Raw genomic sequence first — 23521 nt, 5'->3', positions numbered from 1 at the left:
GGAGCGCCGCAGAGTCGGGCAGGTGCTTTCGTCACGATGTGTCCAACGGCCCCGGCCGAATCGTCACGAGTCCCGTAACTAACCTGAATGCATCCGAGGTGACGGGGTGAAGGGATGAAAGCACGGTCTAGTCTTCCGGCCCGAGGGCCGTCGAGTTGAGGTTCAGGACGGCGATAATACTGTCCTTCCTGGCTCTGACGGCGGTCATGGCGTACGGAGCGCTCCACCTGAATGTGGAGGTAGATCAAACGAAGTACTTACCGGATCGGTTCGAGTCCATGAAATGGCAGCACGTCGTGGAGCGTGAGCTGGGCACTTCGACGAAGACCCTACTGATCGTCATCGAGGCGGACGACGTCACCCGGAAACCGGTCCTCGATTACATGCGCCGTATCGAGGACAGGTTGCGCTCCAAGCCTTACGTCGAGAATGTTCGGGGAGCTCCAGACGTTCTCAGGGAGAGCCCGGCGAACTTCCCGGCCGCCGTCACTATGCCAGGTCTTCGACCTCTGATGTCGGAGATGGAACGGTCGAAGGAGATGTTCGTCAGTAAGGACCACAAGGTCGCGATCATCAGAGTGGGACTGAAGTCGGACGCGGATTACCGTAAGGTCGTGCCGGACGTTCGGCGATCGCTCGAGCGGGACAAACCGAAGTCCGTCAAGTTCGCCGACGTCACGGGCTCCCCGGCCATCAACTACGACTTCTATCGGGGCTTCCTCAAGGATCTGGTCACAGTGACCGCCCTCGTATCAGCCGCCGTCGCAGCGGTTCTGTACGTCGACTTCCGGCGATGGTGGGCCCCGGTCCTCGGACTCACGATCATCCTGTCCGCCGTGGCATGGGTCTTGGGGATCATGTACTGGCTGGGGTTCGCCCCGTTCTACGCGACGGTCCTCCTGACCGTAGTGCTCATGCTCGGTGTCGGTATAGATTACGTGATCTTCACGCTGACACGCTTCCAGGAGGAGTACGACATCAAGGGACGCGCTAAGGGCGAGGCCATCCTCACGGCGGTCCGACGTGCGGGTCGAGCCGTGCTGATCACCGGTCTCACGGCGTCCGCGGGTTTCGCCGCCCTGGCCCTGTCGGAGTTCAGGATGGTCTCGGAGATCGGACTCGGTATCGTGGCGGGCATCCTCACGGCCGTCGCGCTGACGCTGCTCGTCCTGCCGAGCCTGCTTCAGTCGATACCGATCGGGCGGAAGAGTTCCGAGAAGAAGGAGGAAAGCTGGAAGGTACTCTCGATACCCGTGAGGCACCCGGTCCCGGCGATCGTCGCGCTGCTCGCCATCACGGGTCTACTCGGGTACGGAGCGGCCGGCGTGAAGCCAGAGGTCAACATCGAGAAGTTCCTGGGGCACAACCTACCGTCCCTGAAGGCCCGGGACGTACTCGAGAAGCACATGGACGTGAGCCATCACTTCGCCACGATCGTCGTGGAGGCGCGGGACGTCCGAGATCCGAAGGTAGTCCGCTTCATGGAGAAGTTGAAGCGAGACGCGAAGCGCACCGGCGTGGCCGCCCGCGTGTTCGGAGCCCCCGACGTGATCGGGATGGAGAAGACCGTAGAACGTCTGCCGGCGCCGATCCGCTCGGCCCTCGAGCCGAAGGTCGAGGACATGGAGAAAGGAGTCATCTCGGGGGACGGGAAGGTCGCCGTGATCCAGGTACAACTGAAACCAGGGGACCCGAAGGTGCAAGGTCGGAAGATCCTGGACATGGTCCGGCACGAACACCCACCCACGGGCGTGAAGGTGGGGGTCACGGGTCTCCCGGTGGCGTTCGCGGAGATGCACGAGCAGGTGAACGAGGACATGCGCCGGTCCACCATCGCGTCGGCGATCGGCGTGTTGGCGATACCGACGATCGCCTTTCGAAACCCGATACCGCCGGTCTTCGGGCTCGTCGCCATCGGCTCGGGCATCCTATGGGCTATTGGACTCCTGGGCGGCGTGCTGCGGATAGTGCCGTCGTTCCTGGCCATGCAAACCACGATATGTATACTGCTCGGTATCGGAATGGACTACTGCGTGTTCCTGGCCTCACGTTACCGGGAAGAGCGGAAGGAGCACGGCGTCAAGGAGGCTTGGACCCATACGATGGAGCGAGCGGGACCCGGCGTACTGTTCAGCGGGCTGACCTCGGCGATCGGTTTCCTCTCGTTGCTGCTGTCTCACACGGGTATCATGAGGAACATGGGACTCTACCAGGGGATAGGAGTGCTTTCGACGCTGACGCTGGTGCTCGTGGGCTTCCCGGCGCTGTACGTGGTGATCAGCCGCGTGTTCAGTCGTGGGCGATGAAGCCCCATCGACTCCCAGGCACCCACTCACCGATACGTCGGTCCCACGCCCCCTCCAGCGATACCCCCGCCCCCGAACCGTGAGCCGCATGTGCCTCTAGCCCTGTCAACCGCGGTAGCCACCGACGGGCGTCCCGATCGGCAGGGACGGTCTCGAGCTCAGACCGGACGGATAACGTCCGGAAGTAGCCGTTGACGTGCTGCGTCTCACCGGTGTCATCGTCCGAAAGGGCGATTCGAACCTCCGCTCCGATCGATCCAGTCCGTTCAGATTTTCGAGGAAGAGAGTCAAGGGACCTACGCGCCCTCCGACCTTAACTTCCAGGACCCGGCTCGGCAACGGCGGTCCCGATCACCCGATCACCCTATCTACCGATCCTCATCGCCCGGAGGGGGTGATAACGTGGCGAAGAAGCGTCGGAGTAAGTGTCGACACCGGCGCGAGTTACCGCGTGAGATCACGAACTGCCGGACATTACCGGTTGCAGCTGAGCCCCGCTCGATACGTCATACCGCCAGGTATAAGCCCTCGACGTCACCCGAAGGTCTCACGCCTTCACAGAGGTCCAGTACCGGGAGTGCTCACGGGCCACCTTTCGAACCCCCTCCGGCCCCCGCGGATTCTCCTCCTGTGGATCCATGGGCTCCCGCAGATCGGCCGGAACCCCCGCCATACCACATACGACGCCCAGGTTGGTGTACGGGAGCCCGTCCTCGACGGAATAACCCCCCTCCAGCACGGCGACGGGTCCCGAAGCTCCCAGGTCCTCCGCGAGCTCGGTCGCCCGTTGCATCATCCACCGGTATCCCTCAGCCGTGACCGCGAGATCCGTGATTGGGTCCGTGAAGTGGCAGTCCTGACCCGCGGAGATCAGGATCAGATCGGGGTCGAATTCCCGCACCACAGGCTCCACGATCCGCTGGAAGGCTTCACGGTACGTCCGATCACCGGAACGCGGGAGCACGGGGATGTTCACGGTGTACCCTTCACCTGGCCCCTCACCCGCCTCGTACGGGAAGCCCGTGCCGGGATACAGGGTGCGCCCGTCCTGGTGTATCGAGACGTAGAGCACGTCGTCACGGTCGTAGAAGATCTCCTGAGTCCCGTCACCGTGGTGGGCGTCCCAGTCCAGGATGGCGACGGAATCCACGCCCAGCTCGCGGATCGCATACTCGGCGGCGATCGCCGCGTTATTGAAGTAGCAGAAGCCGGCAGCCTTGGCGCGACCGGCATGGTGGCCCGGCGGTCGAACCATCGCGAAAGCCGTGTCGTACTCTCCCCGCACGACCAGCTCGACGGCGAGAACGGAGCCTCCGGCCGCTAGCAGGGCCTGATCGTAGGTCTCCGGAGCGACGGCGGTGTCCAGGTCGATCATACCACCGCCCGACTCGCTCATCCGCCGGATCAGCTCCACGTGTTCGGGATCATGTACGAGTTCGATCACCTCGCGGTCGACGGGGTCGGGCTCAACTAGATCGATCCCCTCGATCTCGAACAACCCCTCCTCTTCGAACCTGTCCACCGTGTAGGAGAGACGCTCACGACGTTCCGGATGCGTGGGGTGCTGTTCGTGTCGGAGGTACTCCTCATGGTATACTAAAGCCAGCGTCCTCTCGGCCTCCCACAAGGTGTATCACCACCCGACGCTCGGATGATCTCGGAGCTGTGAGGAGCGGGCGGGGGAGACCGGCCGGAGGGATGATCGAGGAGACCGCTGCCGAGCGCCGCGGAACACGATGATGGGGAGGGTGGTGGCGACCGATTCGGTGAGGAGGCCCCGCTCGGTACCGACTCCCGGCCGCGGGAGGAGGTGCACTCCCACCAACGGCCCTCGGTCGACACATCGTTTTCTTCCCGCCGGTGGCCCTGTAGACGTCGGATCCATTCGTTCCGACCGGTGGTAGTGTGATCAGGTCGGGCTCCCCTCTCGAGCGCCGACGTGTATGGTCCGGCTCTACCGCGGTACGGCCATTGCTCGCACGGTGGCGAGGTTCCCGTCGAGGTGAGCCCACGACCGTATGGAGGGCGGTTTCGGAGCCGGCGGTCGTGCGGTTCGAGAGGGGGAAGCGAGGCGATGGAGGTGACCGAGCTGGAAGGGCTGACGATATCGTGGGATGCGCGCCCTCTCGCTCCCGACTCGGTTTACGGTGAGGATTACATGAGGATCTACCGGAACGTGGCGGGTCTGCTGAAGATCGTTCAAAAGGCGTTCGACGAGCCGAAAGGTGACTTGGCGATAGGATTCAGCGGCGGGAAGGATAGCTTTACCTGTGCTCTGGCGCTCGAGCCGTTCCTCCGGGAGTGGGACGTGAACCCCAAGCTCGTCACGGTGGACGTGAGAGTCCGCGGAGTGGAAGTCTGGCGGCCTTACCGGAAGGAGCTCGATCGAATGGCGAAGGCCCTGGGATACGAGTTCGAGCTGGTCCGCGCCGAGGAAGACGTGGCCGAGCCATCGGAGGAGCTGAACAAGCCCCCGTGCAAGATCTGCTCGGCGATCAGGCGTAGAATCCTCGCGGAGCGACATGACGTGGTGGTCTACGGTCATACTGCCGAGGACGCGATCGAGACCCTCCTGATGAGCGTGAACCGAAGGCGGGACGCCGGTACCTTCCCGCCGGCGGATCTACTGGAGGAGGACGACGCGCTACTACTACGACCGCTGTACGTGGTGAGCGAGCTTCGCACAGCCCGCGTGTATCACGAGGTGACGTCCCGACTGGGTCTCCCGAAGGTGGAACCCGAATGCCCTTACGCGAAGCGGTACCGGAACTCGGACTCACCCAGGCGTACGGCCTCGGAGCTGGTAGAACGGTTACGGGAGATAGCCAGGGTGCGTGACGAGCTGGCCGTCGAGAACCTGGCCCGTGGTCTGGCCAGGATGGCGCTCGCGGACGTCCTCTGTGGACGTGGGCGGCTCGAAATGCCCTCCTCGTAACACCTCGTGGAGATACCGAGCGGGGTTCTGGACGGCACCGTGACGAACGTGAGGGGGTCCCTCCGGGCTGGATGTCGGGTCGACGTGCGATCGAGGGAACGGTGAAGATCCGAACCGTACCGGGACGTATCCTCGAATGGGTCGGTTAGTCCAGGTGGATTAACGCTACGCGTGCAAACCCATGAGGATACCGACCAGCGAGAGGGCTGCGGCGAGTACCGCCGTCGCCACGCCGATCCACGCGGTCGGACTGGGCATCCAGAGCCCACGCAGTACCTTACTCCCGTCCAGAGGCGGTATGGGAAGCAGGTTAAACAGCTGTATCAGCCCGTTCCACACGGCCGCTTTCGGATAGATTACCAGGAGCGGGATTCCTGCTAGAGCCCCACCGAAGGGTCCCGCCGCCGCGATGAACACCTCTTTATCCGGATCCGTCCACCCGTGCTGAACGAACGCGCCTCCGAGGGGGAGGAACACCGGCGGGGACGCGGGAACGTCGAGCAGTTTGCACGCCAGGTAGTGACCTAACTCGTGGAAGAGCGTGGCGATGACGATCGCCACACCCAGGGGGCCGAAGATCAGGGAGTGGAGTATCAGTGAGAAGAACCCCGTCTTCGCCGTGGTTCCCCACTTCCAAAGCCCCAATTTGGCGCCCTTGTACGCCAGCTTGTACCCTAAGCCGACGGGGATCTTAGGCAACTCCCCTGACCCCCGATGGAGTCCGATCTTCGGTCATCGTCGAAATCACGATATAGACAGCGGGCGCATCGGGTGCTGTCGAGGATATTCCTGGTCGGGTGGGGTAGGCACCATCGTCTCGGGGGAGCGCGCGGAAGCCCACACAACCTTAACCGGAGCCGCGCTCCACCGCCCCGATGAACGTTATAAAATCCATAACGAATCGAACTGGAGCCGCGGCCGGGATTTGAACCCGGGACCACCGCCTTACCAAGGCGGCGCTCTAACCAGGCTGAGCTACCGCGGCGATCCCCACAAACGCCGGATTTCACCAGTTCCATCCGGCGCCAGCTGTACCCTCCCGACGATCGATTAAATGTGTTGCGCCCCCACGGTACCGGAGAACCGTACGGGGGTGAGAGATGTGTCCGAGGCCGACGCCTTCGACATGGCGTGCCGCGAACTCGTGGAGAAGATGCTGTCGGGTGAGATCCGAACTAAAGGCGAGCTACAGGAGGCCAAGCGCGAGGTCTGCAGGAAATACGGTCTTTCGAAGTTCCCCACGGACGCGGACGTCCTGGAACGCGCAACCCCGGAGGAGCGCGAGAAACTCCGAGAGATCGTCGTGAAGAAACCCGTCCGATCGATCTCGGGCGTGGCCGTCGTCGCGGTGATGACGAAGCCCTATCCGTGTCCACATGGCCGTTGTGCGTACTGCCCGGGTGGTCCCGAGAAGGGCGTACCACAGAGCTACACGGGTAAGGAGCCGGCCGGCCGTCGGGCTAAGGAGCACGAGTTCCACCCACGGAAGCAGGTCGAGGCGCGCATACGGCAGCTGGAGATCTCGGGTCACCCCACCGACAAGATCGAGCTGATCGTGATGGGGGGTACGTTCCCCGCGACACCGTTGTGTTACCAGGAGTGGTTCGTGCGGGAGTGTCTGAACGCGATGACCGGGAAGGACGCGCTCACGATCGAGGAGGCGCAGAAGTACGCGGAAACTTCGGAACGCCGACCCGTGGGAATCACCTTCGAAACGCGGCCCGACTACTGCAAGGAGGAGCATGTGGACCACATGCTCAAGCTGGGCGCCACCAGGGTTGAAGTGGGAGTCCAGACGATCTACGACTTCATACTGAAGCGCGTGGACCGCGGTCACACCGTGAAGGATACCGTCGAGGCGACACGTATCCTCAAGGACGCCGGTCTGAAAGTGTGTTACCACATCATGCCCGGTCTCCCGGGCTCGAACCCCGAACGCGACCTCAGGATGTTAAAGCGACTGTTCAAGGACCCGCGGTTCAAGCCGGATATGCTGAAGATCTACCCGTGTATGGTCTTCGAGGATACGCCCCTATACGACGCGTGGAAACGTGGCGAGTACGAGCCATACGACGAGGAAACCGCGGTGAAAGTCATCGCCGAGGCGAAACACCGCTACGTACCGGAGTACTGCCGCATCATGCGGGTTCAGCGGGACATCCCGGCCCACTTGGCCGCCGCCGGCATCCGGAAGACGAACCTACGCCAGCTCGTCCACGATTACCTGGAGGAGAAAGGCTGGGAGTGTCGGTGTATCCGCTGTCGGGAGGCGGGTCACAGGATGCGCCAAGGTGTTGAGGTGGATCCGGGGCGAGCCGAGCTCAGGATCATCAAAGAGCGTACGTGGAAGGGGGGCATGGACTACTTCCTGGCGTACGAGGATCCGGAGGCGGACGCTATACTCGGTTATCTGAGGCTCAGGAAGCCCACGGAGCTGGCCCACAGACCGGAGATCGATCCCGAGACGGCCATCGTGCGCGAGCTGAAGGTCGTCGGACCGACGGTGCCGATCGGCGAGCGGGACACGGACGCCGTCCAACATCGGGGCCTCGGCGAGCGGCTGATGAGGAAGGCGGAGGAGCTCGCCGCCAGCGAGCTGGATGCGGACAAGATCATCGTGATCAGTGCCATCGGGACGCGCGAGTACTACCGGAAGCTCGGGTACGAGCGCGTCGGCCCGTACATGGGTAAGGATTTAACGTGAAGGCACCAGAACCACGGGAACGTCCCTCACGTGCCCCTCGATCCCCCGTCGGAACGTTATATCCTCGAACCTGGGGATGTGACCCACGCCTACCACCACGGCGTCCGCGCCCACCTCCCGGGCGTACTCCATCACGGCCTCGGGACCCTCACCTCGCACGATCTCGAACTCCGCACCGCGCTTCTCGACGGTCTCCCGGATCAGCTCCGCCTCCTGCCGCATGAACTCCTCCAGCGCCCTCGCCATGTCTTCGTTCAGCCCCTTGAATGCCCGACAGTCGATCAAGTAGACCCCTATCACCTCGTCCGCCTCTTCCAGCGCGTGCTCCAACGCCTCGAAAGACGCCTCGGATCCGTCGAGGAGCACGACGTACCGGGTCAACTCTCGGCCCCCAACAGCACGTGAACCCTCGACGTTTTGATCAACTGGAGGACGTGGGCGGCCAGACGCTGTCTGGACCCGAGCACGGTTTCCGGGAGCGGGAGGCCCTTTAACCCAACCGCCGAGAGTCGCCGCCCTTCCTCCAATATCGGCAGGTCGAAGACGGACGCGGCTTCGACTGTCAGCGCCCGAAGCGCCCCGAGCGGCGAGAGGCCCGTACGGATCCACGCGTGGTAAGCCTCCGCCCACGGATCCGGCTCCACGGACATTCCGTTGTCGGTCCCCAGGAGCACCCGGAGACCCCGAAGTCGTCTGGGATCCGGGTTCCCGAGCCGGTAGTAGTCGTTCGACCTGGGACAGAGTATCACGACGGGATCCAGCTCCTCCAGCAGCTCACGGTCGCGGTCCGTGAGGACCACGCAGTGAACGATCCCCTCCGGTTCGAGCAGGTCCACTGCCCGTTCGATCTCGGTGGCGCCGTGTTCGCGGACGCACTCGCGGACGGACCGCCAGTTCTCGTTCGCATGCACGTACACCCGGAGACCGGAATCCCTCACGGCCTCCAACACGTCGTCCGGCAGGTGTACGTCGGGGATCCCGACGAACTCCGTCAGCTCCGACAGGACCCGGAGTTCCTCCTCGACCCTCTCGGGGTCGTCGAGCGCCTTCGGCCGGCCCATCGGGACGTAGGTCGGGAAGCCTTCGGCTGCCCTGAGGCCCAGCTTCAGACCCTCGACGCCACCCTCCCGGAAATCGGCGACTCCAGGACATCCGAAGCTCAGCGAGGTCTCGAGGAAGTCCCGGATCGAGACCTCGAGCTCCCGCTCCCCGACCTTCTCGAGCAGCCGGTGTTTCAGGCCGTCGGGCGGGGCGACGACCTTCTCGAGCGGCATTCCGAGGCCGGCGTGTCGGAACGCCCAGTCAGCGGCGTGGACGTGTGCGTTGAACGGTGCGGGCAGAACGACGTCGAAGTCGTCGTCCGCACCGGGTTCACGTCCCTCCTCGATCCGTCGTACCCTACCGTCCTCGATCTCGATCGTTATCGGGGACAGTAACTCCAGGTCCCTGCCGACGAGTCCCGCCTCGGCAGTCAGCACACCGTCCTTCACTCGTTGCAACGACACGGTATCTCACCGCACTTGGGACACCGGCCCGGGTACTTCTCCTTCAACACCTCTTCCACGTCGATACCGAGGACGTTGGCCAGCGAGAACGTCCACGCCACCACGTCCGCCAGCTCCTCACGCACCGCCTGTCGATCGTTCTTACGCACGGCTTCCGCCAGCTCGCCGACTTCCTCCACGAGCCATAGCAACGTCCGTTCGGGACCGCGCTTCCGATCCTTCTCCCCGTACAGCTCGTCCATCAGACGCTGAAACTCCGAGATCTCCATTCCCCGTTCACTCCCCCTTTCCGTAACCTCCACCGCCAGCGGTGCGCACGATCAACATGTCACCGGGTTCGAGCACGGTCGAGTCCTTCGGACCTAGCCTCTCTACCTTCCCGTTCGATCGCTCGACTTCGTACTCGGAGGTCTTCCCCGGTTTCCCTCCGTCGACGCCGCGCGGCGGGTGCATGGTCCGGTCGCCTATCACGGTCACACGACAGCGCTCCAGGGCGAGGTATCGCTTGATGATACCGTCGCCGCCGCGGTACTTACCCTCGCCCCCACTCCCACGCCGGACGGTATGCTCGAGGATCCGGATCGGATACTCGCGCTCCACGTGCTCGACCGGAGTGTTCGCGGTGTTGGTCATGTACACGTGCACGGCGCTCTCCCCGTCACAGTCCGGGGATGCGCCGGCCCCACCGCCCACGGTCTCGTAGTACGCGAATCCGACCCCGCCGATGGCCACGTTGTTCATGGAGCCGTGCGAGTGGGCCGGTAGGCTAGGGATCGCCTCACGTAGTGCATCCAGGATGGCATCGACGATCCGTTGGGAAGTCTCCACGTTGCCCGCGCATACCGGGGCCGGCGGCTCGGGGTTGACCACCGTTCCGCGTGGCGCGATCACCTCGATAGGCCTGTACGTCCCCTCTGAAACGGGTGTCTCCGGGTCCAGGGCCGCCTTGAGGGCGAAGAAGACCGCGGAGTACGTGACCGGCAGAGGCGCGTTCACGGGACCCCGAGTCTGCTCGTCGGTCCCGGTGAAGTCGACGGTCACCTCGTCCCCCTCCACGCGCACGGTCACGGAGATACGCACGGGGTCCTCCGAGATCCCGTCGCCCTCCAGGTAATCCTCCCCGCTGTACTCGCCGTCGGGGATCCGCTCGATGGCCACGCGCATGCGACGCTCGGCGTAGTCCTTACACCACTCGCAGGCCCTCTCCCAGGCTTCCCGTCCGTGCTCGTCGATGATCCTCCTCACCTGGCGGCATCCTCGGAACGCCGCGGCGATCTGAGCGGTGAGGTCGTACCGCCGCTCCTCACCGCCCCGGGAGTTCGCCTCGAGGAGGCGTAGCACGTCGTCTCGGGGCTCACCGTCCTCGGCGACCTTGATCGGGGGAATCCGGAGCCCCTCCGAGTACACGTCCTCGGCGTCGTGAGGCATGCTCCCTGGGACCTTCCCACCTACGTCGGCGTGGTGCGCACGAACTGCGGCGAACGCCACGAGCTCATCGTCGTGGAACGCGGGAGCGACGACGGTGAGATCGGGGAGATGGGTACCTCCGGCGTACGGGTCGTTGAGCAGGAAGGCGTCTCCCGGTTCCATCTCGGAGGACCCGAACTCATCGAGGACGGCCTGTACGGCCCACCTCATCGATCCGAGATGCACCGGAATGTGCTCCGCCTGGGCTATCAGCTCACCGTCCGCGTCGTAGATCGCGCAGGAGAAATCCTCCCGCTCGCGGATGTTCGGGGAGAAGGCGCTACGGCGGAGCAGGGCCCCCATCTCCTCGCAGGCGTAGATGAGAGCCTGCCGGACGATCTCATGCTTCATCCGAAGGTTCCCCCAGCACCGAGGTCAGACCGCGCAGGAAGGCGCGCTTGACCCGATCGTACGCGTTCACCACCCCCGGCCCCACGTGGAGCAACACGTCTCCCTCCTCGGACCGTGCGGCCACCTCCTCGGCAGCCTCCCGGACCGAGTCTACGGCCACCCCCTCGCAACCCGCCGACTCGGCGCCCTTCACTACCTCCTCGGCGGCCGACCGGTCGAGCCGCTCCAGGGTCTCGTTGTACCCGCTGGCCGCCACGAAATCGGCGTACTCCCCTACTATCCGCCCGAACTCGAACTTGTCGCGCTCGGTCACGGTGTCGGGATTGTCCACGCTGACGAGCAGTCTTCCGCCCCGTTCGTCCGCGAGCTCCCGGAACGGTGGAAGCGACGCCTTCAGACCGTCCGGATTGTGTGCCGCGTCGATGTAGGCTACACGACCCGAGAACTCCCCCAGCAGCTCCATGCGCCCGGGAACGCCCTCGAACGTGGCGAGACCCTCGGCGACCCCCTCGGGATCGGCGCCGAACTCTAGACAGGCGGCGACGGCTCCCGTGCAGTTCTCTACGTAGTAACCGATCAGGTGGAAGTCGGCTTCCACCGAGGCGTCGGGTCCCTTCACCACGAGACGTCCGTTCTCCCTACGTCCGTAGTAGTCGGCGTCGGGATCCCGCACGGAGTACCAGACCGCGTCGTTCAGGCGCTTCCGCAGCTCCTCGCAGTCGTAGCCGGCCACCAGCACTTCACTCATTTCAGTTATCGTGAGTTTCCGACGAACGTACCGCTCGAAGGAACCGCCGAACTCGTCCAAGTGCTCCGGTGAGACGTTCGTCAGCACCCCGACGTCCAGCTCGATACCGGCCGCCAGTCTGATCGTCCCGTGTGGGAGCTCCACGACGGCCACGTCGTAGCCCTCGATCTCACCCGTCACCACGCCGTCCACTATCGCCTCGATGACGAGGTGCCTGTCGAGGGACGAGCACCGCCAGACCTCGTACCCGCAGGCCTCCAGGAGATGCGCCACCGCCCAGGTCGTGGTGGTCTTCCCGTTCGTTCCTGTGATCCCGATGGCGGGTACGGGGAACAGGTCTCCCAACAGCCCGGCAACGTCCTCGACGGTGATCTCCTCGGGGACCAGCTCCGCGAGCTTCCTACCCTCGGCGTCCTCGGGGATCGCCGGGGACACGAAGGCCGCGTCGGCCGACTCGAAGAGCTCCCGATCGTGTCCCCCGAGGGCCACCTCGACGCCCTCGCGCTCGAGAACCTCCAGATACTCGCGCTCCTCCGTGGTGAAGTCCTCCCAATCGCGGATGTCGTTGATCACGACGTCGTACCCCACGTGGTTCAGCAGCCGCGCCACCGACCGTCCCGCACTGCCGGCTCCGACAACTATAACCCGCTTCAACACGTTCACCCTCCCGGCGGGGCGGGATCCGCCTTGAGACCCGTCGAGACCCGCCGGGTTACCTTAAACGGTGCCGCCGGTCGCGTCGACGGCTACGTGTGCCGGGTTTACTCATCGGAGGGCCACTACGGGACCGGTTTCGGGGTTCGATCCGGCCGTAGCCCACGAGATGGCCGTGATGGATGCCGAGGCCCGGTCTCAGGGCCTCCCACTCGCGGAACTGCTGGGGGGAGAGCCGAGAACCGTCGAGTCCGCGTGCTCCGTCCACGAACTCGGAAAGCACGGGGCACTCCGGGAGGCGCGTGACAACCTCTCCGTCGGGTACACGGTGGTCCGTGTACGCGCCGACTCGGCGGGGTTGTCCTCGGTGTCCGCCCTGGACTTCGAGACCGTACTTCTAGAGTTCACGGACCGACCCTCTGAGCGGGCCCTCGAGGAGGTACGGTCCGTGTCCGACGCGGAGATAGTCGTGATCTCACCGGAGGAGTTCGACGCGGAGGTCCCCATCTACGTCCGTGTGACGTCGGAGGAGGACATCCACGGGCTGGGTTCAGCCGAGGGAGTGGCTTTAAGCGTTCAAGAGGTCGGTTTCCTAGACGCGGTACTGCTCGGACGCAAGGCCAGGGAGCTCGGATTCAAGATCATCGTGCTGACGGAGGTGGAGAGCGCCGTCTCCGTAAAGGCGGCCGCACACCTCGCCGGTGCGTTGAGGGCCGAGTACTGTGATCTCTCGGGACATCTGGCCCTGTACGAGGACCTGGAGTCCCTGGGGTACGCGCCCGAGGTGGAGCTGACGGGTCCGGGACGCGAGGTCCGGGTGAATCACGACCCCTACGAGCTCGCGGAAGCCCCTTAACGCCCCCACGGTCGATCGTTAATACATTCGTAACGTTTGTCGAAGTGGGGGGCGTTAGCGGCGCCGGAGCGGCGGGATCATCGCCAGCGCCAGCGCGATTACCGCCGGATACACCGCGACCTTCCTCTTCTTGAGGCTCTTGACATCCTTCCTCAGCGAGTTAATCTCGCCCTCGAACCCCTCCTTCATCCCCTTCACCGCCTCGTACTCCATCAACCACGTCGGCAGGTGAGTGGCGATGTAGTTGGCGTACACCCGCGCCACCTTCTCCGTCGCGTTCGGAGCGTCCAACAGCCCGCGTCTCACGTAGATCACGTACATGTCGGCGTCCGTGCCCAGTTTCTCCTTCGGGATCCGGTAGATCCGAGCGTTGATGTACACCGTCCGGGTTTTCTCCTGACCCTCCTGCACGTACGTGTACTTCCTGACGTCGGCTACGGTCTCCGCCACTAACTCCGCACCGAAATGCCGCAGAATGGCTTCCGGATAGTCGTAAGCCTCGGGCTCGTCACCTTCGGGACCGTGCTCCGGGTTGCCTTCGAACAGCTTGCGGTCCGTGATACCGGTCACCGTGATGTACGGGAATGCGACCACGTACCTGACGCCCTGCCTGCAGAGACTCTGCATCAGCTTCTGGAACTGCTCGTATCGGACCTCCCAGCGTGACTTCTCCCAGTTCTCTGGACCGATCTCCGGGTTCTGGAACGCGAAGAAGTACGCCTTACCCTCCCTCACGAACGGGTTCTCCAGCGCCCAGTCGACCTCACCGACCGGGATCGTCGTCCCCAGGAGGTTACCGAGTCTCTCGGCGACACCACGTAGTACGTACATAGCGTTCGCCTTGAAGTCGTCCCAGTAACCCACCCGCAGGGTGCCGAACATGATCTCGAGGAGACCGACCTCGTCCTTGTGGTCCACCAGGAAGTCCAGGAGTCTCTTATCCTTGTACGCCGAGAACACGTCTTCGGGATCACCTTGACCGTTCGGTCCTGTCAGTGTCTTCTCAGCCTCCGTCTGTATGTTCCTGAAGAGCAGCTCCGGTACGATACCGATGTCGTTCTGGCGGTCCCAGTTTGTAATACCGAACGGCTCGTAGTGGACCGAGTACTTGGGCACCTTATCGCCCAAGATGATGTCGATAACTTCCGGGATCTCCACGCACTGGTGCTGACCTCCTCGGTTCACGAAGGCCGGTAGCACGACGATCAGACCGTCCCTACCGGAGTTCGTGAACTCTTCGGCCTCCTTGAGGGCGTGCCCGAGTTCGGTCTTTAGGACTTCCTCGCCCGTGTTCACCTCTTCCTGATGGATGACGTACTCCTTACCGCCCTGAAGTCGCACCTTGGTCACGTCGTAGGTTTCGAAACTGCCTGGATACACTTGAATATTGTATTCGTCATAGGTTACGCTCAGTATCTCTTGGACTTTCTCAGGGAGTTCGTGGGCCATGTAGATCCAGTGCGGATCGTAACTGCCGTGGTACGGCATCACTACGGCAACCTTGGGACTTTCACTGGCTGCGGTCGGACCCAGTGCAACGAGTAGCCCGATGACCAGCGCCGGGAACCTCACGGTCTCACCCCCTACAGCCGCCCCACATGGCCGGCGGCTTTAAATTAAAGTGGAACCGAGTTTTTGTCAACGAAATTTCTACACTGGTTGGAAGAAGTCGTGAATTAGTTGTGAGTACTTTCACCCGCCACCTCAGAGAAGAACGGATACGAAAGAGTATCCGTGAGGACAGAAAACGGGTTAGCGGCGTCGGCACGCGAATAGCAGCACCACCGTGACCACCGGCCACACTGGAACTTTCCACGCTCCCTTCTTAGGCACCAGCTTCCAAACGTCCGCCGTAGTGCGCTTCAACAGCACCTCTGGGTGCGAGAACGCCACCGCACAGGTCAGTCCGTAGAGCTGGCTCGACGGTGTCACCGTTTTGTGCTCGGCCTTGGAGTTCGGGTACAGGAAGTACCCGAGTCCGTCGATCTCTTGCCACTCGTGAGCCACCCACTCCGCCTCATCCTCTAAGGTCACTCCGACGGACCTCATCTTCTCGACGGCTTTCGACCCTAGGCCCAGCTCCTGCGCCAGCTTCAGCGTGGCGGCTATGAGGGCGGTGTACCCGAGGTACGGACCGCAACTCTCCAGGCGTGTCGACGAGTAGGCCCAGCCGAGCACCTTCCGACCGTCGAACTCCACCAGCGAGGCATCCTGGTACTTCAGCGCCCAGTCCACGATCGCCTCCAGCGCCCGATCTATGCCTCCTTGAGCTCGGCCTTGTTCAACCCTAATTCCTCCGAGATCGAGTATGCCTGGATAAGTGCACGTACGATTTGAGCCTCCGACGGTGGGGCGTACGCGGATCCCATGATCGCTGCGGACTTCATCTCCCATAGCCCGGCGTAGTCACCTTCGTCCTCCTGGTGCGAGAGTAACCAGTCGACCGCCCTACGGATCGCCTCTTTGACCTGCTGGACGGTCGCGTCGTCGAGCCCCAGTAGGTCCCTGTACCGGTACGCCTCGCACAGCGCACGTAGGGCCCACGCCGTGTAGAGCGGGTCCTCGGTCATCGACCACTCCTTGTTGGCGCTGTATCCACCGCTCTCCAACTGCTGGTCGATGAGAAACCTCACCGCCGCACGCGCGTGTTCGGCGACGTCGTAGGTGGTCCCGCCGTAGCTCACGTTCTTAATGTTCAACCGCAGCGCCGGGATCAACACTTTAGCGAGTATCTTCGCCGTGTACAGGACATGGCCCTTGCCGGCTGGAAACCTGGTCTTGCCTTCCACTAGGACTACTTTCCATCCCCAGCCACCATCTTCCTGCTGGAGTGACAGGATCCGAGCGAGTCCGACGGTAATGCCTTTCTCGAATCGGGATCGTTCTGGTTCGGGCCATGTCTTCGGTTTCACCTCGCCGCTGAGTAACCCTAGATATATCCCGGATAGAGCTACCATATTGCCGTAAATTACCTCACCCGATGTCTCCCACTTAGATCTCCCGAACTTGCCTTCCCAGTACACTGAACCGTCCTCCTGAATCAGCTTGAACTCCTTGATAGGCACACCACGCTCCCTGGCCTTATCGACTGCGAAGTAAAACCTCACTGACTTGTCGATGATCTCCCCCAGTCAGCCGCCCACGCGGACGTCGGTAAGGGCGACGATCAGGGCCGCCACAGGTATCGCGCGCAGACCGACTCACCCCCACCGAAACTGTTATTTCGACACGTCGCGTGGCCGGCGCGGGGCACTCAAGAAGATGTTAAAACACTTACGACGTACGTCAGTTGTGTTACTTCTTACAATGGTTGTGTTAATCCAAATTTTAAGTTCCGATTCCGCCTCCGCCGTCGAGATCACCGTGTTGAGCACCACACCGCTGCCGAACGCCGAAGAGGTAGGCCGGGAGTTAGGGATCCCCGTACACGTTCATCGGATCCCGAAGGATCCCACGAGCATAGGGAACTTGGACTGGGACGGTATCTCGAGGGACGTCCGATCCGCCGACGTGTTGGTGATCCAGCGTATGGGGACGGTCCCAACGGCTTTCACCCGAGAACTGTCCCGGAGGACCCTCGGGACTGCCTTGGACGATAATTGACGCATTGGCCGAAGCCCTCGCCTCGACGAAGCGCGTGGTCGTGGTGGCCACATCGGATCCGGAGCGCGCGCTGGTGGTTATCCGCGGTCGGCCCGTGAAGGCCAAGGTGGCCGTCGCGGCGCATATCTGGCTGTGTCTGACGGCGGGGGACACGCGCGCTCTCGTGACGTTCCTACTATGGCTGGCCGACCCCTCCTTCCCGACGGATGCCGTGGAACCTCCTAGAACGATCGTTAGAACGGCTCTCTCGGCCTACATCCCGGGGACCGGATGGATCGGGGGAATCCCACACTTCGACACCGCCTCCTTCCGAGATTGGCTCCGACGCTTGGCCCGCGGAGAGACCGAAGGGACCGTGGTACTCTTCGGGTTCCGCCAGAAGCTACCGAGCTGGGCTGTCGACGTCCTGCGTGGAATGGACCTGAGCGCGTTCGCGTCCAGGCTTCCCAATGACCTCGTCCTGGTACTCGCCCACGGGATCGACGCCGTAGGACCGCGCAGGGACGCCGTACTGCGACTCACGGAGGCGCTAGACGACGTCACAAGCAGATACGGCGTTCGGACCGTCGCGGTCTTCTGCGAATCGTCGTTCGTGAAGCCCGTAGAAGTACTTTCCGGGCTGGAAAGGCAGCACAAGCGCGTGGAGGCCTTAATCAGCGTCCGGGCGTTCACGCTGAACTTCCCGAAACCGGCCGAGTACGTCGTCATCAGGCTAAACACGCCGGTCATCCAGGTGGTGTTCCCCTTCACCGGAGACGCCAGCATGGGCCTGGGAGAGTACGCGACGAATCGAGCAGGGCCCTCACTCGAATGGACCTATCAGGTACAGTTGGGCTCCGAACGGGAAGGATCCTTCTGGTACCGGGTGCTGTGGTTGAACGGGAAGGACGACGAGCCCGTGCTGCTACCCGGGACACTGGACGATCTCGGGAGACTGGTCGACCACATACTCCGACTCAGGCTGTTGCCGGACCGGGAGAAGAGGGTCGCGCTCGTCGTGTACTGCTACCCGCCGGGACGCGCGGAGCTGGGAGCGGCGTACCTGGACGTCCCCAGGAGCCTCGCGCGGATCCTGGCCAGGCTGGCCGGTGAGGGGTTCGACCTGGGCCCCGGGACGGAGTTCTTCCGGGAGCTCTACCGCGCGTACCGAGAGGATCCACGGGAGGCTCGAACGCTCGAGGACGTGTTCGTCGCCGTGTTCAACGCGATGTCCTCCGCGGTAGACCCCCACGACCCGCGTCGGTCGGTGCTCCTGCTCGCGAACGTCGGACCATGGGCGAAGGGCGAACTTCGACGGATGTTCGACCTGTACGAGGGCGGGTACGGCGAGTGGTCGCTGAACGTCGACGGACGCGAGGTCGAGATCGAGGTGCGCGATGGGAAGGTCACGGTCAGCGTCGACGGTCGCTCCTTCGTGCTATGCTCGATCTCCCGGGACCAACTGATTCCGGCCGAAAACGTCCGGGAATGGTTCGAGGAGGACGTCGTGAGGCGGCTGCACGCGTACCTCGACCTCGTCCGTGAGCTGGATCCCGAGGCGGTCAGAGCCGCCGTGGAGGGTATGATCGAGGGTTTCCGGAGGACCTGGGGGGACGTGACCGACAACCGAGGGATCATGACGGACGGTCGCCGGTACCTCGTCCCCGCCCTCAGGTTCGGCAACGTGGCGGTGGTCCTGCAGCCGGTGCGTGGTTGGTCGGGGAGCCCGGAAGCCGTCTACCACTCCAGGGAGTTGCCCCCGCATTGGCAGTACATCGCCGCGTACGAGTGGTTGCGCAGGGTCTTCCACGCGGACGCGGTGGTTTACGTGGGCACGCACGGCACCTTCGAGTTCCTACCGGGCCACGACCGCGGACTCACGGTCACGGACTGGACGCACTTGCTGCTCCCGGACGTCCCCCAGGCGTACTTCTACATTGTGAGCAACCCGGGTGAAGGGACGCTGGCGAAGTACCGGGGCGGGGCCGTGATCCTGACGTATCCGTCCCCTCCATCCGGGTATTTCAAGGACTTTCGCAAATACGCGGAGCTGGAGCGGTTGTGGTCGCAGTACGTGAGCTCCTCGATATACGGCGGCGATCCGGCCGTACGGAAGGTTATCGCGGAGAAGATCCTGAAGAAGGCGAGGGAGCTGGGGATCCTCGAGGACGTCGTGAAGTCCATCTTCGCCGAGCGTGGGGAGAGCCCTCCGGAGGATCCCGAGTCCTGGGCCGAGCGACACCTGGAGGAGTTCCTCGACGCCCTGCACGATTACCTGCTGGCGCTCCGAGACGAGAAATCGTTCTACGGTCTGCACGTCATCGGTGAGGACCTCCCGGTCGAGCTCGCTGTAGAGGAGGCGGCGTTGCTCTTCGCACCGCGGTTCGCCCCCTACTTGGCGGTCACGACGGGGTTAACCCCCAAGGCCGACCTGGAGCTGTTCCGCAGGTTAGCGGACGAGAACCCCGACTTCTACCAGGATGTCAAGATCCGGACGTACGAGCTGCTCCGCTCGATGCTCCACGAAATCTGGAACGACCCCTACCTGCGGTCGGTTTTACTCCAGTGGGTCGAGCTCAAGGACGAAGGTGAGCTACGAGACGACGCGTCACTGCTCTCAAAAGCGGACACCATACTGCAACGATTTAAGCTCAATTTGTTAGGATTGTACCGACAGTCGTTGTTAAAAATAGGTCTATGGGAGGTCACGAATCAGTACGATCAGGACATTATTAAGCTTATAGCCGAGGCCTTTAGAGAGTTCGTTCACGTGTACGAATCCGGTGAGTACGAGCTGGACAATCTCGTCAACTTCCTGAGGGGCGGGCACGTCCCGACCGGAGGGTTCGGGGAGCCCCTGTGGAACCCCAAGGCCTATCCCACCGGACGGAACGGCGTACCGTTCGACCCGTATACCCTTCCCACTCCAGAAGCCTGGGAGGTCGCTAAGCGTCTCATGGACGACTTCCTGGCCCGATACTACCGCGTATACGGTAGGTGGCCCGAGACCGTTCCCATCGTGCTCTTCGCATCACACGAGCTGACGTCCGGCGGGTTAGGAATAGCACAGGTCTTGTACCTCCTAGGCGTCAAGCCCGTCTGGGACCCGAACAGCGGCAAAGTTCTGGGAGTGGAGCTGATCCCGCTGGACGAGCTGAAGGTGAAGGTCGGTAACCGGTGGATCAACCGACCGAGGATCGACGTGGTAGCGCTCTGCACGGCCGTCCTGGACTCCATCGAGCCGGTGGTCCAACTGCTGGCCGCCGCCTTCCGGCTCGCCTCCGACGCGGAGGAGCCCCTCGCGTACAACCACCGTAGGAAGCACTATCTCGAGCTCCTAAAGCTCGGGGTACCGGAGCCGCTGGCGGCCACCGGGGTGTTCGGGGAGCCACCGGGCGATATCCAGGGAACCGGTGTCAACCGTCTGGTGGAGCTGGGCTGGTCCGAGCTCACGAAGGGCCTGGGGATCGACGGCGCGGGGACCGTCGACGCGCGGTTCTCGGAGAAGATCGCGGAAATCTTCGAGTCCAGGGTGGCGTACGCCTTCACCGTCACGGGTAACCCGAACGGCTCCAAGCTGCTTCGAGAGGAGCTGACTGGGTACGAGGCCGCAGTTAAGGCCGTGAAGGTCTTCCGGTACCTCGCGAGCACCGTGGACGCGGTGATAGATCAGGTGGTGAACGCGTTCAACGTGATCGACGTGAACGACTACTACTCCTGGATCGGCGGGATGGTGACGTACGTGCGGTTGATCAGGAAGAAGGAGCCACTAGTGTTCCTGACGGTGGCCCGCGATCCGACCACCGCGCACGTACAAACCCTGGCGGAGCGGCTGGCGATCGAGGTGCGGACGGAACTGCTGAGCCCGAGCTGGTGGGAGGCACTGATGGCCCACGGACCGGACGTGGGATGGCACGAGGTGATGAAGCGCGTGCAGAACATCGTCGGCATCGCGGTGACGACGACCCAGGTCAGACCGATGGTTCAGACGTTGCTGACCGAGGTGGCGTCGACGATACTGTCGGCGCTCGAACGCTACCGACCGTCGACCCCGAAGGGTTGGGCCGAGGTACAGTCGACGCTCTCGTGGCTCGTGGAGGCGGTGCGTGTGGGTCTGTGGAAGCCGGACCGGAACACCCTCAAGGCCCTAGTCAGGGCCTGGGCGGAAGTCACGGCACGGTACGGTCCCTCCACGTGCCACCACACGAGCCTGAACCCGTCCACGGTGCCGTTCGTCCGGAACCTGGCGGCGTCCCTGGGTCTCAACGACGTCCTGAAGATGCTCCCCGATATCGTTCGGGCGTACCGTACGCTGGACAACCCCAAGGTAGTCGCGGAAATGATCAGGATGATCGTCACCAGAAGCAGGGCATCCTACCGCGCGGTAGAACCACGATCCGTTTCCCCTCGATCCTTACGGGCGGTAGAATTCGTAGAATCGCCTCGAGCGAACAACCTCGAGGTGGGTAACCTCCCCTCGGGGTCGGTGTCGAGGGCGTCGGAGCTGGTGTCTACGACCGGGGTGATCTTCCACGGTCGCCTACCGGTCGGAGGAGCGATCTCGACGGGAGGTACTTCGGGATCCGGCTGTCGAGCCGTCCCCTTGAAGTCGGAGGCCGCGAAGGAGTCCGAGGCGAGGGCAATGGTCCGGGAGAGTGCTCCCGCGCCTAGGGTTATCTGGGAGTGGGTAGTGGGGTTACTGGCCGCGTCGATGATCGTGGTCCTTTGGGCGCGGCGGCAGTTCCGTAGGTGGAACTGGTGATTCAGAACGCGAACCAGGACCGCAGGGCATAGGGGACCCGCGGCCTTCGGCCCTTGAGGAAGGCATCCAGAGCCTCCTTCTTACCGACCCCGGGTAGCTTGGCGAGGACGTCCGGACCGTCCTCCCGCCGTACCGGCAGCGGGATCACCTCGACGGAACGAGCCCCGTGACCTACCACCAGGCCGTCGACCCACTCACCGGGTTCCCGCTCGGCGAGTAGTCTGCAGGCCACGGGGTAAGAGCCCACCTGCCGCGCGAACTCCGGTTCTCTGGGTTCCACCCGGAGGCGCCTCAGGACGGTGCCCTTCGGTAGCACCCGGCGGAGCAGGACGGGATCCACCTCTTCCCGGACGAAGCGCTTGAACGCGGCCACCCGTTCCCTGTTGCGTTCGAGCCACTTCGTACCGTGTTCCCCCATCTCTGTGCCCGGGAAGGGTACGACGTTCCTGACGTTGATCCGGCGCACCCGAAGACCACGTTCCACCAGCTCCCGAAGGACCTCCTCGTCGCGACGGTAACGCTCCCTGTTCTCACCGATGAGACCGCACACGAAGTTGAGCCCCGGCAGGAGATACGGCATCCCGTTCCAGCCGCGGTACCCGCCTACGGAGGCCACCACCTCGATGGCCCGGAAGACCTCCTCCTTGGACTCCACGTTCAGGTTGTTCTTCCTCGCCACCCGCTCGTCGAAGGTCTCGACGCCGAAGGCCACGACGTTGCCGGGGGTGCCGTAACGGACCAACACCTTCGCGATCTCCCGGGATTCGACGGGATGCTCCGCGATCACCGCCGGGTTCGCGTTGTCCACGTGGAGCGTCACGAGGTCGGGGGCGACCGTGCAGATCCCCCGGAAGAGCTTCTCCACCGCCTCGGGGTTCGGCCGGGGTCGCTCGGTCTCCCCGATCCCCTCGGCCATGTAGGAGAACACGCAAGGTTGTCGTCCGACCCGGAACCTGCGGACACCTACCTTGTACAGCGCTTTCACCTCCTCAACGACGTCCTCCGGCGGTCTGAACTCCGGGCTCGCCGTACCTAGGGACCTCGGTGCAGAACGAGCACCCACCGGACAGGAAACGGGGGCAACCTCGGTAGGTCTCCAACTCCGCGATCACGGCATCGGGGTAGTCCACGTGCTCGCGGGCCGCGGGTGCTCCCTTCACGGAGTACTCCCGGAGCTCCTCGATCGATCGCCTCCGGTCGGGGTCGACGGCTTCGGGCGAGCCCTCGGAAACGAGGTCGTACACCACGGCCTCGACGTCGCCCCGGGCGATCACGTCCACACCCTCGACTTCGGTCTCGGGTAGCTCACCGCCGACCCGACCGTGTCCGGACTGAGCCGCCGGCCCACCTAGGACCGTGACGGCGTCGACCTCACTGAGGATACGGAGCATCTCGGAGAGGTCCGCCGGCCGGGCGCCGAGGTACTTCCCCGGCGTGTGCACCCCGCAGATGCCCACCACGACGTCGAAGCGGTTCAGGTCGACGTCGCCCGACCTCACCCGCTCGACGGGCACGTACCGCACCTCAGTGGCTCCCGCGGCCCGGGCCGCGCCGTAGGCGTACCGGGGGTGGGTCCCGAGGTAGGGTGGTACACCTAGACCCGCCGGCTCATCCGTGTACCCGTCCAGGATGGCCACTCGCAAGGAGAACA

General features: G+C 63.6%; 18 protein-coding genes and 1 tRNA gene. 6 read left to right on the top strand and 13 right to left on the bottom strand.

Features of this window, described 5'->3' with window-relative positions:
• Nucleotides 1-155: 155 nt before the first annotated feature.
• Nucleotides 156-2306, top strand: coding sequence for a hydrophobe/amphiphile efflux-3 (HAE3) family transporter (locus MK_RS05595; protein WP_011019424.1), 2151 nt, complete (start codon nucleotides 156-158; stop codon nucleotides 2304-2306).
• A 547-nt stretch (nucleotides 2307-2853) separates the two neighbouring features.
• Here MK_RS05595 and MK_RS05590 read toward each other — a convergent pair.
• Entirely contained in the window at nucleotides 2854-3933 is a 1080-nt protein-coding gene (locus tag MK_RS05590) for a histone deacetylase family protein (protein WP_148679687.1), read from the bottom strand.
• Nucleotides 3934-4380: 447 nt separating this feature from the next.
• Between MK_RS05590 and MK_RS05585 the strand changes: the two genes are divergently transcribed.
• On the top strand, nucleotides 4381-5241 hold the full coding sequence (locus MK_RS05585; RefSeq protein WP_148679686.1) for a tRNA 2-thiocytidine biosynthesis TtcA family protein: 861 nt from the start codon (nucleotides 4381-4383) through the stop codon (nucleotides 5239-5241).
• Nucleotides 5242-5406: 165 nt separating this feature from the next.
• On the opposite strand, the gene MK_RS05580 is transcribed toward MK_RS05585, so the two are convergent.
• Complete coding sequence (locus MK_RS05580; protein WP_011019421.1) at nucleotides 5407-5940, bottom strand: site-2 protease family protein; 534 nt, start codon at nucleotides 5938-5940, stop codon at nucleotides 5407-5409.
• A 208-nt stretch (nucleotides 5941-6148) separates the two neighbouring features.
• Nucleotides 6149-6226 (bottom strand) — tRNA-Thr (locus tag MK_RS05575).
• Nucleotides 6227-6343: 117 nt separating this feature from the next.
• On the opposite strand from MK_RS05575, the gene MK_RS05570 reads away from it, so the two are divergent.
• Nucleotides 6344-7945, top strand: coding sequence for a tRNA uridine(34) 5-carboxymethylaminomethyl modification radical SAM/GNAT enzyme Elp3 (locus tag MK_RS05570; protein WP_226988621.1), 1602 nt, complete (start codon nucleotides 6344-6346; stop codon nucleotides 7943-7945).
• Here the strand turns inward: MK_RS05570 and MK_RS09105 are convergent.
• From MK_RS09105 to MK_RS05545, 5 genes are read right to left on the bottom strand one after another with little or no spacing between them, the layout of a single operon-like run.
• On the bottom strand, nucleotides 7937-8326 hold the full coding sequence (locus MK_RS09105; protein ID WP_011019419.1) for a universal stress protein: 390 nt from the start codon (nucleotides 8324-8326) through the stop codon (nucleotides 7937-7939). The genes MK_RS05570 and MK_RS09105 overlap by 9 nt on opposite strands.
• The gene (locus MK_RS05560; protein ID WP_148679684.1) at nucleotides 8323-9450 is read right to left on the bottom strand and encodes an amidohydrolase family protein; all 1128 of its coding nucleotides are present in this window, start codon (nucleotides 9448-9450) and stop codon (nucleotides 8323-8325) included. The genes MK_RS09105 and MK_RS05560 overlap by 4 nt, the downstream gene beginning before the upstream one ends.
• Nucleotides 9432-9719, bottom strand: coding sequence for a MazG nucleotide pyrophosphohydrolase domain-containing protein (locus tag MK_RS05555; protein ID WP_011019417.1), 288 nt, complete (start codon nucleotides 9717-9719; stop codon nucleotides 9432-9434). Before MK_RS05555 ends, MK_RS05560 begins: the two co-directional genes overlap by 19 nt.
• A gap of 7 nt (nucleotides 9720-9726) precedes the next feature.
• Nucleotides 9727-11268, bottom strand: a complete 1542-nt coding sequence (locus MK_RS05550; protein WP_011019416.1) for a hydantoinase B/oxoprolinase family protein — start codon at nucleotides 11266-11268, stop codon at nucleotides 9727-9729.
• Entirely contained in the window at nucleotides 11258-12670 is a 1413-nt protein-coding gene (locus tag MK_RS05545; protein WP_011019415.1) for a Mur ligase family protein, read from the bottom strand. Before MK_RS05545 ends, MK_RS05550 begins: the two co-directional genes overlap by 11 nt.
• Nucleotides 12671-12839: 169 nt before the next feature.
• Between MK_RS05545 and MK_RS05540 the strand changes: the two genes are divergently transcribed.
• Nucleotides 12840-13526 carry a mandelate racemase/muconate lactonizing enzyme family protein gene (locus tag MK_RS05540; protein WP_011019414.1) on the top strand — a complete coding sequence of 229 codons (687 nt, stop codon included), beginning with the start codon at nucleotides 12840-12842 and terminating at the stop codon, nucleotides 13524-13526.
• A gap of 54 nt (nucleotides 13527-13580) precedes the next feature.
• On the opposite strand, the gene MK_RS05535 is transcribed toward MK_RS05540, so the two are convergent.
• From MK_RS05535 to MK_RS05525, 3 genes are all read right to left on the bottom strand, one after another.
• Nucleotides 13581-15098 (bottom strand): hypothetical protein, encoded by a 1518-nt coding sequence (locus tag MK_RS05535; protein ID WP_011019413.1) that lies wholly within the window; start codon nucleotides 15096-15098, stop codon nucleotides 13581-13583.
• 180 nt (nucleotides 15099-15278) lie between these two features.
• Nucleotides 15279-15761 carry a hypothetical protein gene (locus tag MK_RS05530; protein ID WP_011019412.1) on the bottom strand — a complete coding sequence of 161 codons (483 nt, stop codon included), beginning with the start codon at nucleotides 15759-15761 and terminating at the stop codon, nucleotides 15279-15281.
• A gap of 20 nt (nucleotides 15762-15781) precedes the next feature.
• On the bottom strand, nucleotides 15782-16591 hold the full coding sequence (locus MK_RS05525; protein ID WP_148679681.1) for a prenyltransferase/squalene oxidase repeat-containing protein: 810 nt from the start codon (nucleotides 16589-16591) through the stop codon (nucleotides 15782-15784).
• Nucleotides 16592-16892: 301 nt separating this feature from the next.
• On the opposite strand from MK_RS05525, the gene MK_RS05520 reads away from it, so the two are divergent.
• On the top strand, nucleotides 16893-17129 hold the full coding sequence (locus MK_RS05520; RefSeq protein WP_011019410.1) for a hypothetical protein: 237 nt from the start codon (nucleotides 16893-16895) through the stop codon (nucleotides 17127-17129).
• A gap of 4 nt (nucleotides 17130-17133) precedes the next feature.
• On the top strand, nucleotides 17134-21870 hold the full coding sequence (locus tag MK_RS05515) for a cobaltochelatase subunit CobN (protein WP_148679680.1): 4737 nt from the start codon (nucleotides 17134-17136) through the stop codon (nucleotides 21868-21870).
• A gap of 1 nt (nucleotide 21871) precedes the next feature.
• Here MK_RS05515 and MK_RS09305 read toward each other — a convergent pair whose 3' ends face one another.
• Both MK_RS09305 and MK_RS09300 read right to left on the bottom strand, forming a co-directional pair.
• Nucleotides 21872-22933 (bottom strand): radical SAM protein, encoded by a 1062-nt coding sequence (locus MK_RS09305; RefSeq protein WP_226988620.1) that lies wholly within the window; start codon nucleotides 22931-22933, stop codon nucleotides 21872-21874.
• Nucleotides 22860-23513, bottom strand: a complete 654-nt coding sequence (locus MK_RS09300) for a hypothetical protein (RefSeq protein ID WP_226988619.1) — start codon at nucleotides 23511-23513, stop codon at nucleotides 22860-22862. Before MK_RS09300 ends, MK_RS09305 begins: the two co-directional genes overlap by 74 nt.
• Between the last annotated feature and the right edge of the window lie 8 nt (nucleotides 23514-23521).

Origin of the sequence: Methanopyrus kandleri AV19 (assembly GCF_000007185.1) — an archaeon.
Taxonomy (GTDB): Archaea; JAADCQ01; Methanopyri; order Methanopyrales; family Methanopyraceae; genus Methanopyrus; species Methanopyrus kandleri.
This window is presented reverse-complemented; position numbering and strand designations above follow the sequence as displayed.

Bases quoted from the DNA above. Each gene is read 5' to 3' on its own strand.
- MK_RS05585 (WP_148679686.1), top strand. From the start codon at position 4,381: ATGGAGGTGACCGAGCTGGAAGGGCTGACGATATCGTGGGATGCGCGC.
- MK_RS05555 (WP_011019417.1), bottom strand. From the start codon at position 9,719: ATGGAGATCTCGGAGTTTCAGCGTCTGATGGACGAGCTGTACGGGGAG.
- MK_RS05550 (WP_011019416.1), bottom strand. From the start codon at position 11,268: ATGAAGCATGAGATCGTCCGGCAGGCTCTCATCTACGCCTGCGAGGAG.
- MK_RS05540 (WP_011019414.1), top strand. From the start codon at position 12,840: ATGGCCGTGATGGATGCCGAGGCCCGGTCTCAGGGCCTCCCACTCGCG.